Consider the following 25,760-nt stretch of genomic DNA (forward strand, 5'->3'; position numbering starts at 1 on the left):
CAACGTTAGCCCCGACCCCGAAGGGCCAGGGCATCTGGGGACAGGCCTTACAGCGCCCGACGCAGCAGCTTGAAGGCGAAGATGGCACCGATCGCGACGAGCACAAGGGCACCGATCGTGCCAACATCGCCCGGAATGGCGCTCAGCTTCGTGGTGACATCGGCGGGAATCTCCGCATGCGCCATACCAGCCAGCGCCAGCAGGCTACCGCCAGCAGCCGCACGGGCGGCATTGATCTTGGCCAATTGGTTTTGAAGATGCTTTTTCATTTCAGTTACTCCAGTGACCCAATAAAAGGAATAGACGGCGAACGGGTCAATTCGACGACCATTTTGTTATCGAAAATGCTCACGCAAAAAACGATAAGACCAAAGTGCAACCTCGCACCAAAAAATAAGAGCCCCTACATATGGAACATCATCGAGCCATAAAAGAAGCTCAATTTGCCACGGCACCATTTTCGAACAACCTCCTATCTAAATCCCAAAAAGAACCAATTGCGTAATCCTGATCGAGATTCCATTCGGCGGTTTCCGTAGCCTCCACAAAGTCATACAACCGGCCCGCTTCACCGAGCAAACGGGAATAGGTCAGATCCTCGCGGAGGAATTCCCCAGTGCTGCGGCACTGAATAACAAAAACCTGCACCAATTCCCGCGCCATGATCAGGCCTGCGTCTTCAAAGGCTTGATATCCACCAAGACTTGCTTGCCGGCACCCTTACCGTTCGTGACCATTTCGTAGGTCAATTCGGCTTCAAACGGGAAAAGCAGGTGCTTGATGCGCTGAAAATTGCCCGAGTCGCCCCAGGCGAAACCCTGGGTAGCGGAGCCCTTGGCGGAGCCAGAACGCTCGTCCAAACCTACTTCCACATAAATCGTGGTGGAGTCATACGCCTTGCCTTCAACGCTATCCTTGAAGAACTTGGCACCCGTCACACGGCCTTTGCTGGTGAATTGCATTGTCATATCTCCATCGTTTCAAGCCTGCTCATAATGTCCGTTTCAGACGGGCAGGCAGCCGTCGCGGACTGGTGGATCGCTTCAGGGGCGAAGCGGTAATCGGGGAGCTTTGCCCACTTGGGCAAACGGGATTCATCCTTGAGACGCGTGATCAGATTGAGCGCCTGTTCTTCCGGCGTGGCACCCTCCTCCAACTCCATAAGGACGTGGAGATCCGCGCCGCACTGGCGGGTAATCCAACGCTCTTTCCGTTCCTTGGAGACGACGGCAGTCTCGCGCACGGTGCGGATGCGGTCCTGCTGTTCGCTGATCCACGCGAACGCGGGATACGCCCCAGCGAGATACGCCCCCGGCGCGGTCAGCACATCGAAGGGAATGATCCGGTCCGCGGACTTGAATTCGACCTCGACCCGACACCACTTCGATTCCGGTGAACCGAGCTGTTTGCCCTTCTCATAAACGCGGCAGAACTTGCCCGAGGTGCGCACACCGATATAGGGGTATGACCGGGATGAAGGGAAAACATATACATATCCCCTGTAAGTCTTTGTTTTGTATGAGTGCAAATTTCAACGTCGGATCGTTGAGTATCTGCATGACCGCGGGAAAATACCTTAGACTGACATCCGTCCGATAACGACGGTGGAGTGTCAGGTGGCATCTCTTGAGAACACGGCGTACCCCCAGTTCCTGAGCTTCTACTCCCAAGATGATTTGGAGCAGTTTTTCCCGCTCCCCGAGGATGACATTCCTTGGCTACACGCCAAAGCACGGTCAGCTTCTGCAAGACTCAGTCTGGCAGTATTGCTCAAGTGCTTTCAGCATCTTTGGCACTTCCCTCCAGAAGAGTCCATCCCGCCTGAAGTCATCAATCACATCCGCAAACAGCTGAAACTCGGTGACTCGATCGCTTTCGATTACTCAGATGGAATGAGGCTGTCTCGTCGTCGAACGGCAATTCTTGAATATCTCAAGGTGCAGTCTTTCTATGCCGGCGGTGCGAACTCGATGGCTCGGACCGAACGCCTTGCTCTCGATGCTGCTGAGCTGCTAGATCAACGATCCGACATCATCAATGCCATGATCGAGGGGTTGATCATGGTGCGATACGAACTCCCGGCCTTCTCGACGCTGGAGGATCTGGCTGAGAGAGCCCATGTCGCGGTGCAGACGCGGATTTTCGAATCGGTTTCTGGGCGCATCGGCGACGCGCACCGTGAAAACCTAAAAGCGCTCCTGCAGACGGACAAGTTCGAGCAGCGCCAAAGTGAATACAACCGGCTCAAGAAATCAGCGAAACGCCCGACCCGCAAGCACTTGGAAACACTGGTTGATCACCTGGAGTGGCTGGAGTCGATCCCTGGGTTGGAGAGGGTCTTCGAGGGAATCCCGGACACCAAGGTGCGTTATTTTGCCGGACAGGCGATGGTCTACGATGTATCGGAACTGAAGGAGTGTGGCGAAGCCAAGCGTTACACGCTGATGGTTGCTCTGATCCACCGCATGCAGGTTCGCGCCCGGGATCAGCTGGCTGAAATGTTCCTTCGCCGCGTGGCCACCATCCACAAACGCGCGAAGGAAGAGTTGGAAAGGATACAGATCGACCAGCGAGGCCAGGTTGAGCGCCTTGTCGGAACATTGGACGGTGTGTTGTCGATTCTGGCGGACGAGCCAGACAATGCCGCTGCCGGCGCCCAAATTCGAGAGTATCTTGAGCCTGCGGGAGGCGTCGAACAGATTCGAGAGCGCTGTGCTCAGATACAGGCCAGTAGCGGCAATAATTATCTGCCGCTGATCTGGAAGCACTTCCGGCCTCATCGCTCGTTGCTCTTCAGGCTCGCACATCTTCTCGATATTCGTCCGAGCAGCCAAGATCGAACATTGATCGACGCGCTTGAAGTCATCAAGCTGTATCAGGACAAGCATCGCATTGACTGGATCGGGGACAGTGTTAACCTCTCGTTCGCTGCGGAGCGCTGGCGCAAGCTTCTGCGCACCGGTGATACGACCGGTGTCCATGCTGGAATCAGCCGTCGTCACCTGGAAATCTGCGTGTTCTCACACCTGGCAGAGGATTTGCGTGCGGGGGATCTCAGCATCGCCGGCTCCGAGGAGTTCGCGGATTACCGTGATCAGTTGATACCTTGGGAAGAATGCCAGGCACTCCTTCCCGCCTACTGCGAGAAAATCGGACTTCCGCTCAAGGCCGACGACTTTGTGAAGGGACTACGCGACGCACTCAGCAAGACAGCGCTGACGTTGGACGAGAGGTTTCCCGAATGCCATGGTGACGTGGTTCTGAATGCCTTCGGAGAGCCGGTGCTGCGTAAGACGACTGCCCGCGAAATCCCGCAATCCGCGGTGGCACTGCAGAATGCGTTGACGGAACGCATGCCCGCACGGCACATCCTTGACGTGCTGGGAAACATCGAGCAATGGGTGGGATTCACCCGACATTTCGGCCCGCTTTCCGGCAACATGGCCAAGATCAAGCAGCCTGCCGAACGCTATCTGCTGACTATCTTTGCCATGGGTTGCAACCTGGGTCCTAGTCAGGCCGCGAGGCATCTCAGCAACAACGGCATCACGCAGCACATGCTCTCGTTCGTTAATCGCCGCCACTTGTCGATCGAGAGCCTCGAAGCCGCGCAGCGCGAACTCAACGAGGTCTATCTTCGGCTGGATCTGCCCAAGATCTGGGGGGACGGCAAGACCGTTGCCGCCGACGGTACGCAATACGACTTTTTCGACGAGAATCTGCTGGCCGGATACCATTTTCGGTATCGCAAGATGGGCGCCGTTGCTTACCGCCACGTTGCCAACAACTACATTGCGGTGTTCCGGCACTTCATTGCACCCGGTGTCTGGGAGGCTATCTACGTCATCGAAGGGTTGCTCAAGGCGGGCCTGTCTGTCGAATCCGATACGGTGCATTCCGACACTCAGGGGCAGTCTTCGACGGTTTTCGCCTTTACCCATCTTCTGGGCATCAAGCTGATGCCCAGAATCCGGAACTGGAAGAATTTGACGCTCTACCGACCTGAAAAGGCCGCGAAATACGAACACATCAACCGCCTGTTCTCCGGTGTGGTGAACTGGGAGTTGATCGAGCGCCACTGGAAAGACCTGATGCAGGTTGCGCTTTCCATCTACGCGGGCCGGATCTCTTCCGCCACGCTGCTCCGTAAGCTGGGCTCCAGCAGTCGCAAGAACCGTCTTTTCTTCGCTGCCCAGGAGTTGGGGAATGTCGTTCGGACTATGTTCCTGTTGGAGTGGATCGGCAACCGGGAGATGCGTCAGGAGATCACGGCCAACACCAACAAGGTCGAGTCCTATAACGGCTTTGCAAAATGGGTCTCATTCGGTGGAGACGTCATCGCCGTCAATGAGCCGGACGAGCAGCAGAAGCGGTTGCGCTACAACGATCTCGTGGCTTCAGCGCTGATTCTCCATAACACTGTCGACATGATCCGGACACTTCAACGCATGAAGCGGGAGGGATGGAAGATTTCGGACGAGGAAGTGTCCTTCCTGAGTCCCTACCAGGTGGCGCACGTGAAGCGTTTCGGGGTTTACAGCCTCAAACTCAATCGCAAGCCCGAAGCCTGGATTGGCGATACCACGTTCAAAGAGGCCGCGGCCTCCGTCCAATATGCGCGGCAGGCAAAAACCAAGGTTGAATCAAAATGAAAATACCGCCTCCGAACTTTTTGACAACGCCGTACGGCGACGTGAACGCTGCCAAACTGGTCGATCTGCAAGACGGCTATGACACAACTGAGTTGCTGAGGCAGGTTGAACACTTGGAGCCGATCATGCGGCGCCTCAAACAGAGCAATGGGATTCGAGACGACATCCTGCGCCTTCACCGTATGGCCCACACGGTGATCAACGGTGCTCCGCTTAGTGAGCCCTATAAGGAGGATTTGTGGGAGGCGGCGGCTGCGCTGGTAGAAGAGCTTCAGTCGGTGGCCAGGGCGTGCTGCGACATTGCAGACGCGATTCAGCCCCTCGCGGATCTTGAACCCCACCTAGAGGATTGATCGGCATGGGTCTTCACCTACCTGCGCATGATGCTTCCGCGAGACTCCGCCCAGTTTCTGCAGAAATCCAGGCCTGCAGCATCGAATTCAGTCTGTAGCGATGCAGTGAGGCGTCGGCCGTCACAGTAGTCAGCATCGTTGGAACTGATGAAAAGGACTGAGGACGCGCCGGAGTTCTGGAGGTTTTCCCGGGCGATACGCAGTGCGAATTCGGTGATCACACAATCCGGCAAGCTGGATTTGCCCCGCTTCGCAGGCGCAACGCCTTTTAAGGAGCGCATGCCCGCACGTCGGACATCTTCGTCGGAGGTCGGGAGCTCTTGGGCGGCATTGATCAGGTCTCGCGCAAAGCTTACGCAATCCGCGATCCATTGGGCCGCGTCATGAGTCAAAGGGCTCGGCGTTCGGGCTAACAGAATGTCCAGTGTCTGGTGTGCATGGGAGAGATTCGACAGCGTCCGGGAAAGCTCTTGAACCGCGTCATCCTGGACCTTTGGTAGGTTCAGTTCGAACTCTTCGCGAACCAGCGAAGGGATGACGATACGGAATTCCTGAGCTTGAGCGCGTACCCTGCTGGAGACATCGACGAGTGCTCGTGCGCTCTCCGGGGAGAATTCGCGTCGGACTGGCGATCGAACGATATCCAGCAGGACACAGGTATCGAGAATGAAGACCCACGGCTGACGAACGTCCTCATCGCCGGTGCTCATGCGTTCTGCTCGGCAAATTTCAACAGGCCTCGTCCGAACTCATATTCGATGGCCAGATCACTTGCACGCTCGAAGGTCCAGCCGCCTTGCTCCATCAGCCATCGCTGCAGCATGTCCGTGTCCAGTTCGCATCGGTCTTGATGGCAGCGCAGAAGAAAAGCAAACCAGCGCTCCCTGTCCAGCGTGTGGGCCGAGCCTGTTCCATGGTTGGCCAGAATGCTGAAGCGCCGCAAGGCGTCCCCTGCCGCGGGGCTGACCCATGCCGTAAAGGGCTTCAAGTCGTCGGTGAGTTCGCATTTGAGCCCCAATGCCACAGCAGTAGGTTGTATCGCGCTCGTGGTCAGTTCAACCAGGACTGCGTTGTACTCCTGGACGGACAACTGACTTTTTTCGAGCGGGACGATGTTGACGACCTCCGCCTTCTCGCCGTCAGTCAGCATGGCGACCCCGGAAGCGGGTAGCCCTCCAGAACCATCCCTCTCGAAAACAAGCAGCGATCTATCGCCGAACATGCGGGTATTTTCCTGCTCCTTGGCCTTGTCGCGTAGCCAGTGCGCGGGCAAGTGCTCTTGGATCACATCTCCCAAGCGCTCAAGGGCCGGAGAAAGGCCGCGAACCGTCAGTTCCCGAAAAACGAGGAAGGAGCCCAAATCGTTATCCATGTGAATCAATCCCAGGTGGTGTTGGTCGCAGGTTCGTGAAAACTCGTTTCGAGTCCGCAGTGATTGTCATCCGCAAGCTGATACATCGTGTCGATCAACTCATAGATCGTTTCGTCAAGTGCCTCTCTGGATACAAGGGGAATCGCCAGTTCGTACTCGGAGCCCTCCGCGTTGAGACGGCGCATGTTCAAGGGTTCGAAGCAGTGCTGTTCAATGGCTTGGCGGGCCCGGTTCATGCCGCGCACAGACTCGCTCAGACGGATCAGCGTGAGTTTTACGCGGACAGTGGCAGTCTCGGACGCAAGGCGTGACTCCGCCGGCGCGGTTTTATCTTCAGCAGGCACCTCCCGCAAGATCAACCCCTTCTCGAATCGCGCCTGCAGCCCGGAATCCACTGCATCGATGTAACGCATGGCCGACTTGATGTCCTTCCAGCCGACATAGGCCATCAAGTCCTTCACGTCCCAACCGCTGGCCCGGGCCCACCCTGCAAAGCCTCGGCGCAGTGAGTGACTGCTGTAGTCTCCCGATTCCTCGATCCCCGCAGCAGCAAAGATCTCCCGCAGCAGCGGGATCAGGCTTCCCGGATGCAGTCCCGTCGGCGCGAGGCTTCCCCATCGCCCAATCTTCCGAAAAACCTCACCTTCGACGAGTCCCGCGGTTGCGATCCATGTCGAATATGCGGTCACGGGACAGAGTCTCGACAAGGCCGGACATTGGAAGCGCCGTCCCGCAAATTCCCTGTCTCCTTTGCTTCGCGGGAGATAGCAGGTCAAGCCTTCGCCCGGGACGACCTCGATGTATTCAATGCGCAGACTGGAAAGTTCGTCCGCTCTAAAGCCCCGCCAGAAACCAACGAGGACAAGTGCCCGATCGCGGGTATACCGGAGGAGCGCCCGTCGATCGTCAGATTCTTGAGCAAGGGCAATCCCTCGGTTAAGCCAATCGACAATATGCTGCAGACGGTCAAGTTCGAGGGGTTTGGCCTGCTTCTCCTGACTGGGATGGAGCGCACGGATGCCCTTGAGAACCTGGCGAATCAGGGGGGCTTTGGTCGGATCAACGAAACCGTGATCGGCATGCCACCGTGCCAGCGCTGCCAAACGCTGGCGCAGCGTGCTGGACGCAAGCTTGCTGCCGTAGTCGGCCAGATAGCGGGCAACTGAGTCAGTGGTGGCCGGCAAGAAGCCTCCCCATTCGACCTCGAAGTGTCGCAAGGCCGACTCGTAGCTCAGTCGGGTGTTTTCCCGCTGGGCAGCTTCAAGGTATTGGTCAAGGCGGTTCATGAAGCATCAAGGGTATGACAAAACCACCACAGGGGAAACAAGCCAAATCCCGTAAAAGGCTATGGGTGAATGAGCGGACTCGCAAGCCTGTCGGCCGCCGTTGAATGGGGCTGCCGGCAGGCTTGTGTGGATGAGCGCTCAGGGAAACATCAATTAGTCCCAGGTGAATCCTCGCCTTCAATGTCTTCATCTGAGCCGTGTGCCAAGCGATATAGCAGTGGCAGCACAAGCAGAGTAAGGATGGTCGATGAGAGGATGCCACCAATCACGACAGTGGCCAGGGGGCGCTGAACTTCCGCACCCGTCCCTGTTGCGATCGCCATCGGCACAAAACCCAGGGATGCCACCAGCGCCGTCATGAGAACGGGGCGCAGACGGGTCAAAGCCCCTTCGCGGATCGCGGGATCAAGCGCCTGGCCTTCCTCGCGCAGGCTGCGGATATAAGCAATCATCACCAGGCCATTCAGTACCGCAACGCCGCACAAGGCAATGAAGCCCACTGCCGCCGAGATGGAAAGGGGAATGTCACGTAGCCACAGGGCAATGATGCCTCCGGTCAGTGCGAACGGGATGCCCGAAAACACCAGGAGGCCATCCTTTATGTTGCCGAACATCGCAAAGAGCAACACAAAAACGAGAAGCAGCGCAACGGGCACGACGACTTGCAGGCGTGCCGTGGCGGACTGCAGGTTCTCAAAGGTGCCTCCCCACGTTGTCCAGTATCCTGCGGGTACCTTGATTTGTGAGAGACCCCGTTCGGCCTCCCCAACGAAGGAACCGATATCCCGACCTCGTACATTGGCACTCACCACGATTCGTCGTTTGCCGTTTTCCCGGCTCACCTGGTTGGGGCCGGGGGCCAGGTCCAGGGTGGCGATCTCGGCCAGTGGAATGAAATTCGCCCGGGTCTCTCCTGCGGCACCGCCGCGTGGCAATGGAATCGGGAGCCGCCTGATCGCCTCCAGATCACTCCTCAGGTTGTCGGGCAGCCGGACCTGGATGTCAAAACGACGATCGCCTTCGAAGACGGTCCCGGCTTCACGACCACCGACCGCAGTCGCCACAGCATCCTGCACATCCCCGACATTCAGCCCGTAGCGGGAACTCTTGTCCCTGTCGATTTGAACGGTCAACACTGGCAAGCCCGTGGTTTGCTCCACCTTCACTTCGGAGGCTCCATTGATTTTTTCCAGCATGGCGGCAATCTCCGTGGCCGTTCCATTCAGAACGTCCATGTCGTCGCCAAAGATCTTGATGGCCACATCACTTCGGACACCGGAGATCAACTCGTTAAAACGAAGCTGGATGGGTTGAGAGAACTCATAATTGTTTCCAGGCAAGGTGGCCACTTCGGCCTGAATGGCTTCCAGCAAGGTGTCACGCGCTCGCCTGGGCTCGGGCCAGTCCTTCTCGGGCTTGAGCATGATGTAGCCATCCGAGATGTTAGGCGGCATCGGGTCCGAAGCGATTTCGGCCGTCCCCGTCCGTGCAAAGACACGCTCGACCTCTGGGAATTTCTCTTTCAGTCGGCTCTCCAGCTGCCGCTGCATGGCTACCGACTGCGTCAGGCTGGTACCCGGGATGCGCAGGGCCTGGATGGCGAAATCACCTTCATTGAGATTCGGAATGAACTCGCTGCCCATCCGCATGGCGATCAGACCACTGAGCATCACTGTCACGAGGGCAAACGTGAGCACGACGGGCTTGGCGCTCATGGCCCACTGGAGTGCAGGTGCGTAGGCCTCCTTGGCCAAGTGCATCAGGCGGTTCTCCTTCTCGGACACCTTGTCACCGATGAAGAGAGCCACCGCGGCTGGGATGAAGGTCACCGACAGGATCATCGCGCCCAGGAGTGCAATGACGACGGTAAAGGCCATCGGATGGAACATCTTGCCCTCGACGCCGGTCAGGGCAAAGATCGGCAGGTAGACCACCATGATGATCAGTTGCCCAAAAAGCAATGCTCGACGCGACTCGCGCGAGGCTTTGAAAACCTCGTGGAAGCGCTCCGTCCGGTTCAGGGGACGGCCCAGGGATGCCCGCGCATGGGATAGCCGGCGGACACAGTTCTCGACGATCACCACGGCACCGTCGATGATGATGCCAAAATCGAGCGCGCCGAGACTCATCAGGTTGGCACTCACCTTGTTGGCCACCATGCCTGAGAACGTAAACAGCATCGCCAGAGGGATGATGCAGGCGGTGATAAGTGCGGCCCGGATGTTGCCGAGGAACAGGAACAGGATGGCGATGACGAGAATGGCGCCTTCCAGGAGGTTCTTTTTCACCGTGGCAATCGCCTTGTCCACCAGCGTGGTGCGGTCATAGACGGTGACTGCCTCCACCCCGGCAGGCAGGTTGCGGTTGATCTCCTCCATTTTCTTGACCACGGCCTGGGAAACTGTGCGGCTATTCTGGCCGATCAGCATGAAGACGGTGCCGAGCACCACCTCACGACCATTATCGGTGGCAGCCCCAGTGCGAAGCTCCCGGCCAATGCCTACCTCGGCCACGTCACGGATGCGGATCGGGAGACCCTGCGCGGTGCCGATGATGACGTTGCGAATGTCCTCTTCGGTCTTCACCTGCCCGGGCGCGCGAACCAGGTATTGCTCCCCTCGTTTTTCGATGTAGCCGGCCCCGACATTGCCATTGTTACGTTCCAGCGCGGTGACGATCTCTTGGAGCGTCATGCCGTAGGCCGCCAGGCGTTCCGGCAAGGGAGCGACCTGATATTCCTTGGCATAGCCGCCAATGGAATTGATTTCCGTCACGCCCGGCACATTGCGCAGTTGTGGCTTGATGATCCAATCCTGTATCTCCCGCAGGTCGATGGGGGTGTAGGGGCTGCCATCCGGTTTCCTGGCGTCTTCCTTTGCTTCCACCGTCCATAGGTAGATTTCGCCGAGCCCGGTCGATATCGGCCCCAGGGCTGGCGATATGCCGGCGGGCAGCTTGTCCCGCGCGCCTTGGATCCGTTCGTTCACCAGTTGTCGTGCGAAGTAGATGTCGGTCCCATCCTTGAAGATCACCGTCACCTGGGACAGACCGTAGCGAGACAAGGAGCGTGTCTGGACCAGGTTGGGCAGACCGGCCATCACCGTTTCGATGGGGTAGGTCACCCGCTGCTCCGTTTCAAGCGGGGAGTAGCCCGGGGCCAGGGTATTGATCTGGACCTGGACATTGGTGATGTCGGGCACGGCGTCGATGGGAAGCTTCTGGTAACTGAAGACCCCCAGCGCAGCCATCCCGAAAACCGCCAGAAGGATGAGCCAGCGCTGTTCAATGGAAAAGCGAATGATGCGTTCAAACATGATCGTTCACCTTTCCCTCAGTGCTCGTGTTCAGCCGAGCCTTTGCCGATTTCCGCCTTGAGCACGAAGCTGCCGGCAGTGGCATAGGGGGTGCCTGTCTTGAGTCCGGACAGGATTTCGGTGCGTGCTCCATCGCTACGCCCGATCTTGACGGGCTGCGTCACAAAACCATCATCGACTCGGACGAACATAACGCTCTTTCCGTCCATGCTTTGGATCGCTTCCGAAAGCACGGCGACCGGCACTTTGGTTTCGTTCGAGATCACTTCCACGTTGACGAAGAGGCCAGGACGCCAGCTTCCCTGGGGATTCGAGAGGAGCACCCGAGCCCGTGCCGTACGGGTTTGCTCACCGATGAGCGCGCCCACATAGGCCACGGTGCCGGTCGCCGTAGAGTCGAAGGACGAAGCCTTGATGGAGACCTTTTCTCCAACCCTGACCCGGGCCAGATCCTTGGCCGGCACACTGATTTCCGCCCAGACAGTGGTCAGATCGGAGACCGTGAACACTTGGCCGTCCTCCTTGACCGCCTCACCCAGGGCTATGTGCTTTTCAACGACCATTCCATCAAAGGGAGCACGCAGCACATAGCGGTTGAGGCCGCCATCCGCATCCACACTGGCACCGATGGCGGTGAGCTTCTGCTGCACGTTGGCAACGGCAATTTCGGCCTCACGCAACACCTGTTGTGCCTGCAGGTAGTCCTGCTCGGCGGAGATTTTTTGCTCCCACAGCTTCTGCTCCCGCTCATAGGCTGTTCTGGCAAAGCTCAACCGCTTCTGAGCCGCCATCAACTCGCTACGTTGTTCAGAAAGCGCCGGGCTTGCCAGTACGGCCAGCACTTGCCCTTTCTTGACGATCTGTCCCAGATTGGCCGACACACTCTGCACGACCCCGGCAACACGCGGAACGACGTGCGCTGTGCGATCCTCATTGAAGCGAATTTCCCCGGGGAGTTGCAGAGATGATCGAATCCGGGCTGGGCCGGCTTTGTCGATCTCAATTCCTGCGGTCTTGATCTGCTCGTCGCTGAGCTCGACCTTGCCTTCCTCTCGGTCCGGTGGAATCTCCGTCGCGGGCTTGTTATGGTGTTCCGCGTCATCATGTGCAGCATCGTTGGCGTGGGTGCCGTCTGCCTTGGCTGCCTGTCCGCTGTGCAGAATGAACCCTCCTGCTACTCCGCCAAAGGCGATGATCAGGGCTACGGCGATCAGGTGCTTTCGGCTGATCCGGGTCGTCATGTTCTTCAGATTCATCTTGGAATCCTCCTTGCGTTATTCAGAGATACGATCAGCCAGAAGGCGATCGATTTCGGCCGAGGCCCGATGGGTGTCGGTTACGGCGCGCAGGTATTGGTTACGTGCCTGGAATAGCGTCCGCTGGGCATCGAGGACATCGAGAAAGCTGAATTTGCCCAGCTCAAAACCCTTCGCTGCGTTCTCGTAGGCCAGTTGCGCCCCGGGCAGCACGTCGCGTTGTAGGGATTCGAGCTCAAGTCGGCTGTTGCTCAGCCGCTCACGGGCCTGCAGGACATCACCGGTAAGCCGGACCCGCAGGGCGGTATGTTCGTCCCGCGCCTTGTCTTCCCGCTTGAGGGCTTCGAGGAGGTTGCCGCGGTTGCTGTCGAAGACGGGAATTGGGATGGACACGCCCACGAGGAGTTGATCTCGACCAAGCTCCTCGGCACGTTTTACCCCGACGCTGATTGTTGGGTCAGGAATGCGCCGGGCACGCTCCAGCGCCGTGACAGAGGTGCGCCGCGTGATCTCGACTGAGGCCCGCTTTAGGACGGGTGATGCCTCGATACGCTGCTCGACCGTGTTGGAAGACGGTATTGGCGGAAGCGTGTCAACGTCACCTTCTGCACGTTCGAATCGCGGGATCGGATTGCCCCAGAGCCCTGTCAGCCGCTGACGGGCAACCCGCAGCTCACCTTGAGCCTGAGCCAGTTCGACCCGGACCCCGGCTTCCGCGACACGCGCCTTGGTCTCCTCGACGGGAGAGACTTTTCCGGCGATGACACGCTTGGAAACCGCAGCTGTGGCTCGCTCCGCGAGGGTGACGGTCTCTTTTGCGAGCCGGGTTCGCTCTTGTGCCGAAAGTACGTCAAAGAAAGTGCTGATGACCAAGGCACGGATCTCGGCACGGCGAGTGGCCAGTTCGATGTCAGCGAGGTCGCGGCCGCGCTCGGCGATCGCAATCCGGGCGCTCCGCTTGCCTGCGAGCTCAATGGGCTGGTTGAGCTGTACGGTTGTGGTGCGCGTCGTGGCGCGGGTGTCCTCCACAAGATACTCGATGGATGGATTGGGCCGTGCGCGTCCCTGGATCTCAGCGCCTTCGCTGGCTTCGCGTTCGCGAAGGGCTACGGTGATGTCAGGGTTGGCCCGAAGGGCCAGATCGAGCGCTACGGCAAGCGTCAGCGGACCACCGGCTTCGATGGGAAGTTGATTGAGGACGACAGTCTGGGAGGAAAGCGATGCCGGCGCCTGAGCCTGAGCATGGGCACCGAATGCGGTCGCAAAAAGGACCGCGAGCAGCGGAAAAGCGGTTCTGAATGGCACGGGGGTGCGCATTGAAATCTCCTTGTTGTGCAGTCGTCGGCAGAAACCGACAGGACGACGAAACAGATGAGATCCGGCGCGAGCGCAGCCTGACGGCGGGCTCTAAGTGGAACCTAAGTGGAAACTAAAGCAGGTCGCTGCGCCGAATCAGAGCGCAGCGATCCAGTTGGGCCGTTCGGGGCCTGGGGGAATGTGGGTGCGAAAGAAGGCTGGCGTTGATTCCGGTGTAGAGGGCACCGGACACCGAGGCAGGCAGAGTGTGTCCTGCCCGAGAATTTTGAGAGCGCTGTAGTGGCACAGCCCACAGTCTCCGTCGATGGAGACACCTTCGCCAGAATCAGATGGCTTGGAGGCCTCCGCCTTCGATGCTTTGTGCTCGTGACTATGATGTCCGAAATGGTGGGCTTTTTTGCCTGCCTCATGCTGGCAATAGGCGCCTACCGCTGACCAGCTAAGCTGGAGCGGCATGAATACAGCCAGAAGGACGGCAACCCAAAAACGCATCATCAGAAGTATACCGGAAGACGCTCCAACTCAAAGATGAGCCTTGGTGAGTTTATCGGCGGGATGCTGAAGGCGCAGTAGTCGCAGCCCGTTGCCGACGACAAGCAGGCTCGCCCCCATATCGGCGAACACCGCCATCCACATGGTCGCGCTGCCCAGCAAGGCCAGGACAAAAAAAGCCGTCTTGATTCCCAGCGCCAGAACGATGTTCTGCCAGAGCACCCGGTGTGTCGTGCGCGAGAGCCAAATGGCTTCAGGAATCCGGCGCAGATCATCGTTCATGATCACGACGTCGGCAGCTTCCAATGCGGTGTCCGTGCCAGCAGCCCCCATCGCTATACCGATATCGGCGCGCGCCAAGGCCGGCGCATCGTTGATCCCGTCACCGGTCATCGCCGTGGGGCCACGTTCTTTCTGCAAAGCCTCAATGGCATTGAGTTTGTCATCAGGCAACAGGTTGCCGCGTGCGTCGTCCACACCGGCCTGCATGGCGACCGCTTTGGCCGTCGCCTGGTTGTCGCCGGACAGCATGATCGACTTCACGCCCAAGGCGTGCAAAGCCGAGATGGCCTCCTGGGCGTGGGGTTTGATCGTGTCGGCGACGGCAAACATCGCCAGCACCCCCCGTTCGTTGGCCAGGAGTGTCATCGTGCGACCTTGCGCCTCGTGCGCAAAGAGTCGGGCCTCGACAGCGGGATTGCACAGCTTCCGCTCTTCGATCAAACGGTGGTTGCCGAGAATCAGGTCTTGGTCATCGATACGCCCTTGGACACCGCGCCCTGGCAACGCTGTGAAATGGTCGGTCGTGTTTGAGCTTGGCGCCAGTGCGCTTGAAATAGCTTTCGAGACGGGATGATCGGAGTGGGCGGCCAGGCTACCGGCCCACTCCAAAATCAGTTTTTCGGGCACGGTCGGGTCCACGATTTCGGTGGCAACCAGTTTCGGTTTGCCTTCGGTGATCGTCCCTGTCTTGTCGAGGGCGATGACTTTGAGCTTGCGCGCTTCTTCAAGGAAGACGCCGCCTTTGATCAAGATCCCCCGGCGCGCTGCAGCGGCGAGTCCGCTCACGACCGTGACGGGGGTTGCAATCACCAAGGCGCAGGGGCAAGCGATCACAAGGAGAACCAAGGCCTTGTAAAAGGATTGAGTCCAGCTCCATCCCAATAGCCATGGAGTGAGCAGCGCCACGGCCAGTGCGATCACGAAGACGGCCGGCGTGTAGACTGTCGCGAAACGATCGACAAAGCGCTGCATGGGCGCCTTGCTGCCTTGCGCCGTTTCAACCGCATGGATGATCCGGGCCAGCGTGGTATCGCTGGAGCGCGCCGTCACCTTGAATTCCAATAGCCCCGATTCGTTGATCGTGCCCGCAAAGACGGGGTCGCCGACGGTCTTGTCCACAGGCAGGCTCTCACCGGTGATGGGTGCCTGATTGACCGCGCTGTTCCCCGCCGTCACGACGCCATCCAGAGGGATACGGACCCCGGGCTTGACCCTGATGACGGTAGCGAGCGCGACATCGCGGGAGTCCTGCGCACGCCAGCTGCCATCGGGCTGCTTTGCCTCGGCGGTTTCGGGCGTAAGCGCGAGCAGGCCCTTGATCGCATTCCGTGCCCGATCGACCGACCTGGCTTCGATCAGTTCTGCAATGGCATACAGGGCCATCACCATGGCTGCCTCGGGCCATTGCCCAATGGCAAAGGCACCGGTCACCGCAACCGACATCAAGGCATTGATGTTCAGACGGCCCTGGGACAGGGCAGCCAGTCCCTTGCGATAGGTTGAAAACCCCGCCATCGCGATCGCCATGGCGGCCAAGCCCATCCCGGCAATCTCGGCCATAAGGTCGTTGGGCATTACATAGGCCAGGAGTTCTGCACTCAACGCCAGAGCGAGTGCCGTCGCGAGAAACGCGGTGCCGCGGAAAACGCCACCGTGCCCTATGCCCGCCGGCGCATCCGGCTCGACCGGAGATGAAGCAAAGCCTGCCTTGCGGATGGCGTCGATGATGCTCGGCAGCGCATCATCGGGCGCATCGATGCGCAGGGTGCGGGCCGATAAATCAAAGCGAAGCCCGCTGATCGCGCCGATAGGCTCGACCGCCCGGCGGATCTCGCTCTCTTCAGTGGGACAGTCCATTGCCGGAATGCGGAGCAGCAAACCGCCTTCTGTACTGTCGGCTTGTGGAGGCGTATTCGTGGAAGGCGCCTCAGGGGCGTGACACGTGCCGCTACACCCGCAGGATGAGGGCTGCGTCTCGGATCGCAGGCTGATGGGCAGGGGTTTCATGGTGATCTCCGGTTGCCGCCATTGAAAACCCTGTAGTAACTCCAGAGTCAAGCGGGTAAGGTGATGACCTTCCTCGATTCACTTTTGAGCCCACGCCGGGCTTCAGGCCTTGCAATGAAAATCGGTCAGCTCGCCCAGCAGACAGGTACGCCGGTGGACACCATTCGTTACTACGAGCGCGAAGGGTTGCTCCCGCGTGCTGCGCGGACGGAAGGCAACTATCGGATCTACGATGCCGTTCATCTCGAACGCCTCGCCTTCATTCGGCGATGTCGCTCCCTTGACATGACGCAGGACGAAATCCGGGTGCTCCTGCGTTTCAGGGACACTCCGTCGGAGAGTTGCGAAGACGTCAACGCGTTGCTCGATGCCCATATCGGCCACGTTGCCGAGCGGATACGGGAGTTGCAGCAGTTGGAAAAGCAGCTTCAGACGTTGCGCGAGTGTTGCCAGGAAGGCCGACAAGCGGCCGAGTGCGGGATCTTGAACGAGCTATCCCATGGAGGGGCAGAGCTCACCACGCCCGCCGCATCGGAGAGCCATCTCGCCGCCACGCATGCCGGTGGGCGACAGCATGTGCCCCCAAGACAGGGAGGCGGCGCGTGATGGTTGAAGGTGCCTTGCGCAACCCCAGGGCCATCATCTGCCGCGTCTCAGGCGTGAGGCGTCGTGAAGCGACGCGATTCGCGTTGGGAAGGATCGCGCATGAGAAAAGGAATTGCACGCATTCTCATTTGGACGCAGAATCAAAAAAAGACATTCAACGGTAAGACCCCTCATGCAAGCCCTGCGTCTCCTTTCAATCGTTCTGTTTTCTTTGGTTGCGACGGTCTCGATCGCCCAAGTTGCGCCTCAAGCGACGCAAGACAAGACCAAGCAGATCTGGCAGCTGCTGGATTACCTTGCCGTCGACTATGGCCGTTCCGTTAATGAGGGACAGGTCGCCAACGAAGCCGAATATGCCGAGATGCAGGAGTTCGCACAGGCCGCAGAACGACAGTTGGCCGAATTGCCAGCGGTGCCGGCCGCTCCGACCCTGGCGAGCGATGCAGCGGCGCTACGTGCGCTCATCGCACAAAAGGCTTCGGCCGCATCTGTGGGAGAACAGGCACGCAAATTGGCAGGCGGACTCATCGCGGCCTATCCGGTCTCGATGGCCCCCGGCAAGTTGCCCGATCTACAACGGGGCGCCACGCTCTATCAGAGCCAATGCGCGTCGTGCCACGGCGTCTCGGGGCATGCGGACGGCCCACTCGCTGCCAAGCTGAACCCACCTCCCATCGCGCTGGCCGACCACGAACGCGCCCGGGAGCGCAGTGTGTTTGCGCTTCAGCAGATCATCACGCGAGGTGTGGCGGGAACGTCCATGCCGGGATTCGTACAGCTCTCGGACGAAGACCGCTGGGCACTGGCCTACTTCGCCTCGACGCTGTCGTACTCCGAGGCCGATCAGCAGGCAGGGGCCAAATTGTGGGCCGCGCAACCTGCCCTCCGTGAGGCCGTGCCGACCCTGGCGACGCTGAGCCAGCATTCCGAGGCAGCGCTCGCCAAGACCGTCGGCGCCGATGCCGCTCGCCAGCTCACCGCCTACCTACGGAGCACGCCCCAGTTACTCGCAACGTCAAACACGGGCAGCATACAGATCGCGAAAGACAAGCTGAGGGAGAGCGTTGTCGCGCTGGACAACGGAAACGAACGCTTGGCCTCGCAGCTGGCATTGTCGGCCTATCTGGATGGCTTCGAGCCCGTCGAGCCGGCGCTGGCCGCCAAGAATCAAGCGCTTTTCCACGACATCGAAAAGACGATGGGGCTCTACCGCAATGCACTGACTGCCGGGCAGGTCGAGCGTGCCCACGACATTGCCCAGCAACTGCAAGCCCAGCTCGATGAAGCGCAGGAGGCCTTGGGGGGCACCAAAGACGCCCTCTCGACCTTCCTTGGCGCATTGACCATCCTGCTGCGGGAAGGCCTGGAAGCCTTGCTGGTGGTCGTCGCAATGATGGCATTCCTGAAAAAAGCGGATCGCACCGATGTGCTGCCCTACGTGCATGCGGGATGGATGACAGCGCTCACCGCCGGGGGCCTGACCTGGCTAGTGGCGACCTATGTCGTGGATGTGAGCGGCGCCAGCCGCGAGATGACGGAGGGGGTTTCCGCCGTGTTTGCCGCCGTTGTACTCCTGGCGGTGGGCATGTGGATGCACCAGAAGAGTCTTGCGGGTCGTTGGCAGACCTATGTGAAGGAAAAGCTGTCGTCCGCGCTGAGCAAGAAATCGGCGCTGATGCTGTTCGTGTTGTCCTTCGTCACCGTCTATCGTGAAGTCTTCGAAACAGTCCTCTTCTATGCAGCGCTCTGGACCCAGGACAATGGCGTCTATCTGCTGGCCGGCCTCGCCTCCGGCATCGTCATCCTGGCGGCGGTCGCAGCGGTACTCCTGCGTTCCGCGGCACGTCTGCCGATCAGCCAGTTCTTTGCCTTCAGTTCAGCCCTGGTCGGGGCGCTCGCCGTCGTTCTGATGGGCAAAGGTGTGGCCGCACTGCAAAAGGTCGGCGTCCTGCAGATCACGCCCCTCTCCATACCGCGCATTGATGTGCTGGGTGTTTACCCGTCGATCCAGACCGTTACCGCACAGGTCCTGATCCTGCTCATTATTGTGGCAAGCGTCGCCTACAATCTGAGGTCGCAACGGGCCGCCACGCAATCGTGATAACGTCGTTGTCCCCCGGCCTTTGGCGAGGACAGGACGGCGATGCTGACTCACTGGGAACTGGAACATTACCGACAGCTGTACCGCAATCAGATTGACCGACTTGTCGAGACCTTGACGGTGCGCCTCCTGCCGACCTTTGACTCCGTACACGCGGAAGTCGAGGCGCTTCAACAGGAGGCGTACCGAGCGAGCCGTGAGTGTGCCAACGATGGCAACTGGCTCGATCCGCAAATGGCTCATGAGGCTGCTTTCGAAGCGTCGTTAGCGCATTTCGACATCGTTCTCGATTTGCGCCAGGGGCTTCAGAACATGTTCGCGGTCAGTCTCTACCACCTGTTTGAGCAGCAAGTCCGGGCGTTCCACGTTCGAGTCCTACACCAAAAGCCGCTCAAGTTCGGGCCCGATGTGCTCAAAGCGTGGGACAAGACGCTCCCGGATCCGGTCCTGAGCATGGACCAGCGTTCTGGCCTGGATGAACTCCGTCTGCTGGCCAATACCGTCAAACACGGAGATGGCACGTCGGCTCAAGAACTCTATGCGGCTGCGCCCCATCTTTTTCTGGCTGATTGGGAGCAGGATGCGCTCGATGACCCGACGGTCATTGTCCATAAACCGGACATCGGGACGCCGCTCTTCGGGCAGGACCTTTTCGTTCGTCCGGGCGACATACATCGCTACCGGCAACTCCTCAACGGCGTATGGTCAACCTACTTGGAGGCGTTTCACGGGAGGGGGTAGCCTGTCAGTCGCAGCTGACGCGTGTAGAGGTCCTTGATGACGTACATGGGGGCCGTGGAGTCTCTAGTCCGCGATCACCTGACCCACGCAGCTCACGAAACGGAAAAATCGTACGCTAAGGTGCGCGACGGCTTTTGACCTAGCAGCAGTGCAAAGCCGCGATCAGTGGGCAGGAGACATTGCCGTGGTGCGCGTTGCACTCGCTCACCAACTTCGACAGCGCCACCTCCATTTGCTTGAGGTCTGCTAGGCGGGCACGTACATCAGCCAGGCGTAGAGCAGCCAATTCAGCCGCCTCGCCGCAATGCGTGCCGTCCTCCAGCCTCAGGAGTTGGCTGATTTCCTCCAGGCTGAACCCCAAGCGCTGGGCTGATTTCACAAACTTCACCCGCGCCACGTCCGTCTGCCCATAGCGGCGGATGCGTCCATACGGCCGCTCCGGCTCCGGCAGCAGGCCCTTGCGTTGATAGAAGCGGATCGTCTCCACATTGACCCCGCCTGCTTTGGCGAAGGCCCCGATGGTCAGGTTCTCCGAAGCGTTCTCCATGGCGCTTGACTCCGTAGTTGACTACGGAAATAACGTTACAACATCAAGCGAAATCCCGGAAGGAGAACCTGATGTTGGAACCCAAGAACGGCCGTGGCGCACTGGCGACCGGCGGCGTAGCGGCCGTCCTCGCCTCGACCTGCTGCCTCGGCCCGCTCGTGCTGGTCGCGCTCGGCTTCTCGGGTGCCTGGATCGGCAATCTGACCGTGCTGGAACCGTACCGACCGTTCTTCATCGGTGCGGCGCTCATCGCACTGTTTTCCGCCTGGCGCAGCATCTTCCGCCCGGTTCAGGCCTGCACGCCGGGTGAGGTGTGTGCCGTGCCGCGGGTGGCGAAGGCCTACAGGGCGATCTTCTGGATCGTGGCCACCTTGGTTTTGGTTGCCCTCGTTTTTCCCTATGTCCTGCCGCTGTTCTACTGAAAAAATATTGTCATGAAAAAACTCGCAATCCTGATCACCCTGGCCGCCACCCTGAGCCCCCCTGCCTGGGCTGCATCCCAAACCATCACCCTGTCTGTGCCCGGTATGACCTGCGCCGCGTGCCCAATCACGGTCAAGAAAGTACTTACCAAGGTGGACGGCGTGAAAAAGGCCGAAGTGCGCTACGAAAATCGGATAGCCATCGTCACCTTCGACGACGCAAAGACCAACGCCGAAGCCTTGACCAAGACCATGGCAAACGCGGGCTACCCCGCTACCGTCAAGCAGTGAGGACGCCATCATGGCCGAAACAATCGCCTTCCACATCGATGGCATGACGTGCACGTCGTGCGCCGAGCATATCCAGGAGGCTCTGGGGAACGTGCCCGGTGTGCGCTCGGCCTCAGTGTCCTATCCGCAAGGACGGGCCGAGATCGACATGGACGCGGACATGAGCTTGGACCCGTTGGTCGCGACCGTGACAGAGCTTGGCTACCGCGCACGGATTGCCGACTCGGCAGGCAAACTGACCGGCGGACTGTTGGACAAGGCGATGGGTTGGCTGGGCGGCGATACGAAGCGCGGTGGCAGCGAGCAGATGCTGCATGTCGCCGTGATCGGCAGCGGCGGTGCGGCGATGGCGGCGGCCTTGAAGGCCGTGGAACGTGGAGCGCGCGTTACGCTCATCGAACGCGGCACTATCGGTGGCACCTGCGTCAATGTCGGTTGTGTGCCCTCCAAGATCATGATCCGCGCCGCACACATTGCGCATCTGCGCCGCGAAAGCCCGTTCGATGAAGGTCTGCCTACCGCAGCGCCGATCGTGCTGCGCGAGCGGCTGCTGGCCCAGCAGCATGGCCGAGTAGAAGAACTGCGCCACGCCAAGTACGAGGGCATCCTGGCGAGCACCCCGGCCATCACCATGCTGCGTGGCGAAGCCCGTTTCAAGGACGTGCGTACGCTGATCGTAGCGACTGGTGACGGTGGCACGCACGAGGTGAGCTTCGAACGCTGCCTCATCGCTACCGGGGCCAACCCCGCGACCCCGCCAATCCCCGGCTTGAAGGACACGCCTTACTGGACCTCCACCGAGGCGCTGACAAGCGACCGCATTCCCGAGCGGCTGGTCGTAATTGGCTCGTCCGTGGTCGCGGTCGAGCTGGCGCAAGCCTTCGCCCGCCTGGGCAGCCAGGTCACGATCCTGGCGCGCAGCACGCTGTTCTTCCGTGAAGACCCGGCCATTGGCGAAGCCATTACGGCCACCTTCCGCGCCGAGGGCATCGAGGTTCTAGAGCACACCCAGGCGAGCAAGGTCGTCTATGCTGACGGGGAATTCATGCTCACCACCGGACACGGGGACGTGCGCGCCGACAAGCTGCTGATCGCCACCGGCCGCACACCGAACACCCGCAGCCTCAATCTCGATACGGCAGGCGTCGAGGTCAATGCGCAAGGGGCCATCGTCATCGACCGCGCCATGTGCACCAGCGCGCCGCACATCTACGCAGCCGGTGACTGCACCGCCCAGCCACAATTCGTCTATGTGGCAGCGGCGGCCGGCACACGCGCCGCGATCAACATGACCGGCGGCGACGCGGTGCTGGACCTAACAACGATGCCGGCGGTGGTATTCACCGATCCACAAGTAGCGACAGTGGGTTACAGCGAAGTGGAGGCACAGCGCGACGGCATTGAGACCGACAGCCGAACGCTCTCGCTCGACAATGTGCCAAGGGCGCTCGCAAACTTTGATACGCGCGGCTTCATCAAGCTGGTCGCCGAGGTCGGCACGGGGCGGCTGATCGGCGTACAGGCGGTAGCCCCAGAAGCGGGCGAGCTGATCCAGACGGCGGCGCTGGCGATCTGCCACCGGATGACCGTGCAGGCGCTGGCCGACCAGTTGTTTCCCTATCTGACCATGGTTGAGGGACTCAAGCTCGCGGCGCAGACCTTCAGTAAGGACGTGAAGCAACTGTCCTGTTGCGCCGGGTGAGAACTGGGGTGTTCGATGTGGATGCTCTGCCGCGGCTGTGTTTCGTGCCGGCGGCCTTCTCATGCGGGGATCCGCCTGGCCCCGCTGACGCGGTAGTGCCGGGCGCTGGACGCGCCGGATGCCCGCCCTATCGGACCGAAGGCAAATACCCAGTTGACGCGTTTGCAAACAATCTTAGCTGGATTCGGTGGTGGTCCCCCGACATTGTCTGAACTAGACTTCATTAAGTGAAAATGAGTTGTGCTTTCATGTGTGGTGTGAAATGACCCGGCGACGCCGAAATTCTCGAGCCAATCAATCAGTGGAGGGCGATAGTCGCCACGCTGGAAAACCTTGCCGAGCGTTGTGTTGGCGCACTAATGCCATGGTCTCATCCGATCATCGCAGCACTTGCAGCAGGTTCCGTTTGGGAGGCGCAGACCTCGATCAAAGTGAGCCCGATGCCAACGGACGTCGTCAGCCTGACGCTGTGGCGTGTTAACCATGACCCGCCACTTCAAACAACTAATCTGTCATCTGTTGATTGGGGTATTTCTGTTCGCGCAAATGGCGGTTGCGTCGTATGCCTGTCCTCAGTCCTCTCCGGTTGGATTGAATCAAGTATCGGTATCCATCATGTCCTCGGACGACAACCCATCCATGGACATACCCGCCTGTTGTGACGGGATGGAGCGACCGGACATGGCTAATCCCAATCTTTGCACCGAACATGCCCATTTTGGTCAGCTGAATGATCAGACGCAGATCCCGACGCTGCCTGCAATTCTGCTGACCAGCCTCTATGTCGTTTCCACAGCATCCGAGCTGAATTTCCGGTTCCCGCCTGCCGCCTTAGCCAACTTCCTCGCTGAGTCGTTCCCACCGCACGCCATCTTGCACTGCTGCTTCCGCATTTAGGCCTCCCGACGACACTGTGCTGACGACCTGAGCGGTCGATACAGCACAACGGTTCTGCTCCCCCGTGCTTGTGACCTTTAGGCTCGCTCGCATGGGGATTCGCCCGAGCTGATTCGTTTCCATGTCTGGAGGCTCCGTGTTCGCCGACTCGCTCCGCGCTGTCCATTGGCTTCGTTTGTTTCGCTCTTGCACTGGCCTTAGGCACCGCGGTCCCCAGTACCGAGGCTCGACATATGCTGGATGTCGGCCAAGGCCCTGAGCTTGGCTCAGGCCTCCTCTTGCTGGCTCCGAACGCTGGTCATCCCCGCTGCCTCTGCGAGATGGCGATGGCTGCCGGCCTGTTCCAAGGTTTGGCGACATGATCACCGTGCCGCTCCGATCACTGTTCGTGATCTCGGCCGACCTGCGGCGGCGGTGTCACCTCAACCCTGAATCGGAAATGGAGGTGATTCAGATGTGGTAGATCGACCCAGAAAAGCAAATGCAATCAATCTAATCCATGCGAAGGAGAATGATCATGCGCAAGCTGTTGATACCCTTGTTACTGGCTGTCTCACTGTCCGCTTTGGCCGCCGGCGAGCGGGTCACGGCACAGACCATTGAGCTCAAGGATGGTGGCAAAGTCTTTGTGAAAAAGGACGGGACGATGGTTCATATCGACGCCGCCGGCAATCGCGTCAAGATGCGGAACGGTGTGACGATGGAAGCCAAGGACGGAGCCAAGTACGTGATGAAGAACGATGCCCTGTGGAAGACAATCACCGAAAAGGGAACGCTGAACCCGAAGTTCTGAGGTGGTGGCGGATGGTCTTCGGACCATTCGCTTCAACTCGCGTTCAGAGGCCCTTGAAGACGTCCCGGTGCATCTTGATCGTGGCGGCGGGAGCGCGCTTCTTAGTGTGGTTCTTGGCCATGTCTTCCGCCCACAGGCTGGTCTCGAAACCGAGCTTTTCGTAGAAGCAGAGAACTGCGTTGTCGTTGTCCGCATCGACGACGATCAATCGCGCAGCAGACAAGCCCGCCGTATTGAGAATGTCACCGAGGAGGAGTGCCATCAAGGCGCCGCCCACTCCCCTGCGTTGCAGATCCTGATGGACCGCAAGTCGCCCGATCTTGACGGCGGGAAAGGCAGCAAGTTCGATGTGCTCACCGAACCCCAATTCGAACTTCTCGGAGTCGTTGAGCTTGATCGCGTCGTTGGCGAGCGTGAAGTAGCCGACCGGACCTTCGAACTGCTGATGGAAGACCACGTTGGTGAAGCCCAGTCTGGCTTCATGCAAGGCCCGCGCCTGTGTGGTCAGGAACTCGTCCAGCCGGGGCTTTCCGCAGGTGAATGCCCCAAGGGTCGCGGGCTCAACCTCCGTGATCGGGAGGTAGCCATACCCCTCTTCAGGCAGCATCAGCCGGGGGCAGCGCGATCCGGTACTTGTCGAGGAAGTGGGCTTCTTTGGCGCGCCGAGCCGCAGCGGCCAGATGTACCGCGCGCTCCTGAACAGCCTGAGTCGGCCGGACAGACTCCACGGACACGACAAGCCGCTTCTTCGCCTTGAGGGACGAAGCGTGTTTCTTCATAAGAAGGCTGCGGGCGGAGTGTTTCATGGTAAGGGCACAGTACGTAAGAACGCCTTCCACGCGGCGGGAAGGCACTCGGATACTAGATCAAAAAAGAGAATGTATCCACTGGATATATCCGGCAGATAGCGCACTCCGCTCATGAAGCCACAGTGTGGTGGTTCAGTATGATGAGCCGCGGTCCCGGACAGTAATGTGCGGCAGGAAGGCCTCCTGCAGTACCTGACGTATTGAAGCGCAGGTCCGTCGGTCATCGTCCATGAGGTTCATGTAGAGCTCGGCGGTCAGTTCGATCAGGTAGGTGTGTTCCCGAAGATGGGCTTCCCGATCAGGGCTCGCACAGGCCTTGAGCCAGCGCTCCTCTAACGCGTAGCTGCGATACGCGCAGTCGATGAACTGGGCAAACAAGGCCGTGACCGTCTCGGCGTCTCCCGAATCCGTCGCCTGGAGCGTTTGCAGTCCGAGGGTCTTCAGGCGACGACTCGTCGCTTCAAGCAAAAGGTCGTTTGACGAAGAGAATTCATCTGAGCAGATCATGGCCGTGAGCCTG

At 59.6% G+C, this 25,760-nt stretch carries 26 protein-coding genes; 10 read left to right on the forward strand and 16 right to left on the reverse strand.

All coding sequences use genetic code 11. The annotated features are described in order from the left end of the window. Nucleotides 1-47: 47 nt before the first annotated feature. From AC1PPK_RS16415 to AC1PPK_RS16430, 4 genes are all read right to left on the reverse strand, one after another. On the reverse strand, nucleotides 48-269 hold the full coding sequence (locus AC1PPK_RS16415) for a major capsid protein (RefSeq protein ID WP_481114098.1): 222 nt from the start codon (nucleotides 267-269) through the stop codon (nucleotides 48-50). A gap of 169 nt (nucleotides 270-438) precedes the next feature. Continuing rightward, nucleotides 439-663 carry a hypothetical protein gene (locus AC1PPK_RS16420; RefSeq protein ID WP_481114099.1) on the reverse strand — a complete coding sequence of 75 codons (225 nt, stop codon included), beginning with the start codon at nucleotides 661-663 and terminating at the stop codon, nucleotides 439-441. Between the two features lie 2 nt (nucleotides 664-665). Further along, nucleotides 666-962 carry a hypothetical protein gene (locus AC1PPK_RS16425; protein ID WP_481114100.1) on the reverse strand — a complete coding sequence of 99 codons (297 nt, stop codon included), beginning with the start codon at nucleotides 960-962 and terminating at the stop codon, nucleotides 666-668. Nucleotides 963-964: 2 nt separating this feature from the next. Then, entirely contained in the window at nucleotides 965-1,450 is a 486-nt protein-coding gene (locus AC1PPK_RS16430) for a replication initiation factor domain-containing protein (protein WP_481114101.1), read from the reverse strand. A gap of 166 nt (nucleotides 1,451-1,616) precedes the next feature. Here AC1PPK_RS16430 and AC1PPK_RS16435 point away from each other — a divergent pair, with 166 nt between their 5' ends. Then, nucleotides 1,617-4,652, forward strand: a complete 3,036-nt coding sequence (locus tag AC1PPK_RS16435; protein ID WP_481114102.1) for a Tn3 family transposase — start codon at nucleotides 1,617-1,619, stop codon at nucleotides 4,650-4,652. After that, the gene (gene tnpC, locus AC1PPK_RS16440; RefSeq protein ID WP_079436229.1) at nucleotides 4,649-5,005 is read left to right on the forward strand and encodes a Tn3 family transposase post-transcriptional regulator TnpC; all 357 of its coding nucleotides are present in this window, start codon (nucleotides 4,649-4,651) and stop codon (nucleotides 5,003-5,005) included. Before AC1PPK_RS16435 ends, tnpC begins: the two co-directional genes overlap by 4 nt. A 17-nt stretch (nucleotides 5,006-5,022) precedes the next feature. On the opposite strand, the gene AC1PPK_RS16445 is transcribed toward tnpC, so the two are convergent. From AC1PPK_RS16445 to AC1PPK_RS16480, 8 genes are all read right to left on the reverse strand, one after another. Then, the gene (locus tag AC1PPK_RS16445; RefSeq protein ID WP_481114103.1) at nucleotides 5,023-5,715 is read right to left on the reverse strand and encodes a PIN domain-containing protein; all 693 of its coding nucleotides are present in this window, start codon (nucleotides 5,713-5,715) and stop codon (nucleotides 5,023-5,025) included. Then, nucleotides 5,712-6,377 carry a hypothetical protein gene (locus AC1PPK_RS16450; protein WP_481114104.1) on the reverse strand — a complete coding sequence of 222 codons (666 nt, stop codon included), beginning with the start codon at nucleotides 6,375-6,377 and terminating at the stop codon, nucleotides 5,712-5,714. The genes AC1PPK_RS16445 and AC1PPK_RS16450 overlap by 4 nt, the downstream gene beginning before the upstream one ends. A 5-nt stretch (nucleotides 6,378-6,382) precedes the next feature. Further along, nucleotides 6,383-7,663 (reverse strand): site-specific integrase, encoded by a 1,281-nt coding sequence (locus tag AC1PPK_RS16455; RefSeq protein WP_481114105.1) that lies wholly within the window; start codon nucleotides 7,661-7,663, stop codon nucleotides 6,383-6,385. Nucleotides 7,664-7,812: 149 nt separating this feature from the next. Next, entirely contained in the window at nucleotides 7,813-10,977 is a 3,165-nt protein-coding gene (locus AC1PPK_RS16460) for a CusA/CzcA family heavy metal efflux RND transporter (RefSeq protein WP_374486416.1), read from the reverse strand. 17 nt (nucleotides 10,978-10,994) lie between these two features. Further along, nucleotides 10,995-12,233, reverse strand: a complete 1,239-nt coding sequence (locus tag AC1PPK_RS16465; protein ID WP_374486415.1) for an efflux RND transporter periplasmic adaptor subunit — start codon at nucleotides 12,231-12,233, stop codon at nucleotides 10,995-10,997. Nucleotides 12,234-12,251: 18 nt separating this feature from the next. Next, nucleotides 12,252-13,550, reverse strand: coding sequence for a TolC family protein (locus tag AC1PPK_RS16470; protein ID WP_481114106.1), 1,299 nt, complete (start codon nucleotides 13,548-13,550; stop codon nucleotides 12,252-12,254). Nucleotides 13,551-13,685: 135 nt separating this feature from the next. Further along, nucleotides 13,686-14,045, reverse strand: a complete 360-nt coding sequence (locus AC1PPK_RS16475; protein ID WP_481114107.1) for a DUF2946 family protein — start codon at nucleotides 14,043-14,045, stop codon at nucleotides 13,686-13,688. 27 nt (nucleotides 14,046-14,072) lie between these two features. Continuing rightward, nucleotides 14,073-16,331: a heavy metal translocating P-type ATPase gene (locus AC1PPK_RS16480; RefSeq protein ID WP_374486413.1), complete on the reverse strand. Its 2,259-nt coding sequence runs from the start codon at nucleotides 16,329-16,331 to the stop codon at nucleotides 14,073-14,075. A gap of 114 nt (nucleotides 16,332-16,445) precedes the next feature. On the opposite strand from AC1PPK_RS16480, the gene cadR reads away from it, so the two are divergent. From cadR to AC1PPK_RS16495, 3 genes are all read left to right on the forward strand, one after another. Further along, entirely contained in the window at nucleotides 16,446-16,937 is a 492-nt protein-coding gene (gene cadR / locus AC1PPK_RS16485; RefSeq protein WP_079436221.1) for a Cd(II)/Pb(II)-responsive transcriptional regulator, read from the forward strand. 172 nt (nucleotides 16,938-17,109) lie between these two features. After that, nucleotides 17,110-19,038 (forward strand): FTR1 family protein, encoded by a 1,929-nt coding sequence (locus AC1PPK_RS16490; RefSeq protein WP_481114108.1) that lies wholly within the window; start codon nucleotides 17,110-17,112, stop codon nucleotides 19,036-19,038. A 42-nt stretch (nucleotides 19,039-19,080) separates the two neighbouring features. Then, nucleotides 19,081-19,779, forward strand: coding sequence for a hypothetical protein (locus tag AC1PPK_RS16495; protein WP_079436219.1), 699 nt, complete (start codon nucleotides 19,081-19,083; stop codon nucleotides 19,777-19,779). 139 nt (nucleotides 19,780-19,918) lie between these two features. On the opposite strand, the gene merR is transcribed toward AC1PPK_RS16495, so the two are convergent. Next, complete coding sequence (gene merR, locus AC1PPK_RS16500; RefSeq protein WP_079436218.1) at nucleotides 19,919-20,326, reverse strand: Hg(II)-responsive transcriptional regulator; 408 nt, start codon at nucleotides 20,324-20,326, stop codon at nucleotides 19,919-19,921. Between the two features lie 71 nt (nucleotides 20,327-20,397). On the opposite strand from merR, the gene merT reads away from it, so the two are divergent. From merT to AC1PPK_RS16525, 5 genes are all read left to right on the forward strand, one after another. Then, entirely contained in the window at nucleotides 20,398-20,748 is a 351-nt protein-coding gene (merT, locus tag AC1PPK_RS16505; RefSeq protein WP_374486410.1) for a mercuric ion transporter MerT, read from the forward strand. A 12-nt stretch (nucleotides 20,749-20,760) separates the two neighbouring features. Beyond that, on the forward strand, nucleotides 20,761-21,039 hold the full coding sequence (gene merP, locus AC1PPK_RS16510; protein WP_374486409.1) for a mercury resistance system periplasmic binding protein MerP: 279 nt from the start codon (nucleotides 20,761-20,763) through the stop codon (nucleotides 21,037-21,039). A 10-nt stretch (nucleotides 21,040-21,049) separates the two neighbouring features. Beyond that, on the forward strand, nucleotides 21,050-22,741 hold the full coding sequence (merA, locus tag AC1PPK_RS16515; RefSeq protein ID WP_481114109.1) for a mercury(II) reductase: 1,692 nt from the start codon (nucleotides 21,050-21,052) through the stop codon (nucleotides 22,739-22,741). A gap of 483 nt (nucleotides 22,742-23,224) precedes the next feature. After that, nucleotides 23,225-23,638 carry a hypothetical protein gene (locus AC1PPK_RS16520; RefSeq protein WP_079436212.1) on the forward strand — a complete coding sequence of 138 codons (414 nt, stop codon included), beginning with the start codon at nucleotides 23,225-23,227 and terminating at the stop codon, nucleotides 23,636-23,638. Nucleotides 23,639-24,155: 517 nt separating this feature from the next. Next, nucleotides 24,156-24,431, forward strand: coding sequence for a CopK family periplasmic copper-binding protein (locus AC1PPK_RS16525; RefSeq protein ID WP_374486945.1), 276 nt, complete (start codon nucleotides 24,156-24,158; stop codon nucleotides 24,429-24,431). Between the two features lie 43 nt (nucleotides 24,432-24,474). Here AC1PPK_RS16525 and AC1PPK_RS16530 read toward each other — a convergent pair whose 3' ends face one another. The 3 genes from AC1PPK_RS16530 to AC1PPK_RS16540 form a co-directional block, all read right to left on the reverse strand. Then, nucleotides 24,475-24,918: a GNAT family N-acetyltransferase gene (locus AC1PPK_RS16530; protein ID WP_481114110.1), complete on the reverse strand. Its 444-nt coding sequence runs from the start codon at nucleotides 24,916-24,918 to the stop codon at nucleotides 24,475-24,477. Between the two features lie 109 nt (nucleotides 24,919-25,027). Beyond that, the gene (locus AC1PPK_RS16535; protein WP_079436208.1) at nucleotides 25,028-25,210 is read right to left on the reverse strand and encodes a hypothetical protein; all 183 of its coding nucleotides are present in this window, start codon (nucleotides 25,208-25,210) and stop codon (nucleotides 25,028-25,030) included. A gap of 162 nt (nucleotides 25,211-25,372) precedes the next feature. Next, nucleotides 25,373-25,747: a hypothetical protein gene (locus AC1PPK_RS16540; RefSeq protein ID WP_481114111.1), complete on the reverse strand. Its 375-nt coding sequence runs from the start codon at nucleotides 25,745-25,747 to the stop codon at nucleotides 25,373-25,375. Nucleotides 25,748-25,760: the final 13 nt, after the last annotated feature.

It is taken from the genome of Zoogloea sp. JDB1 (genome assembly GCF_056724025.1).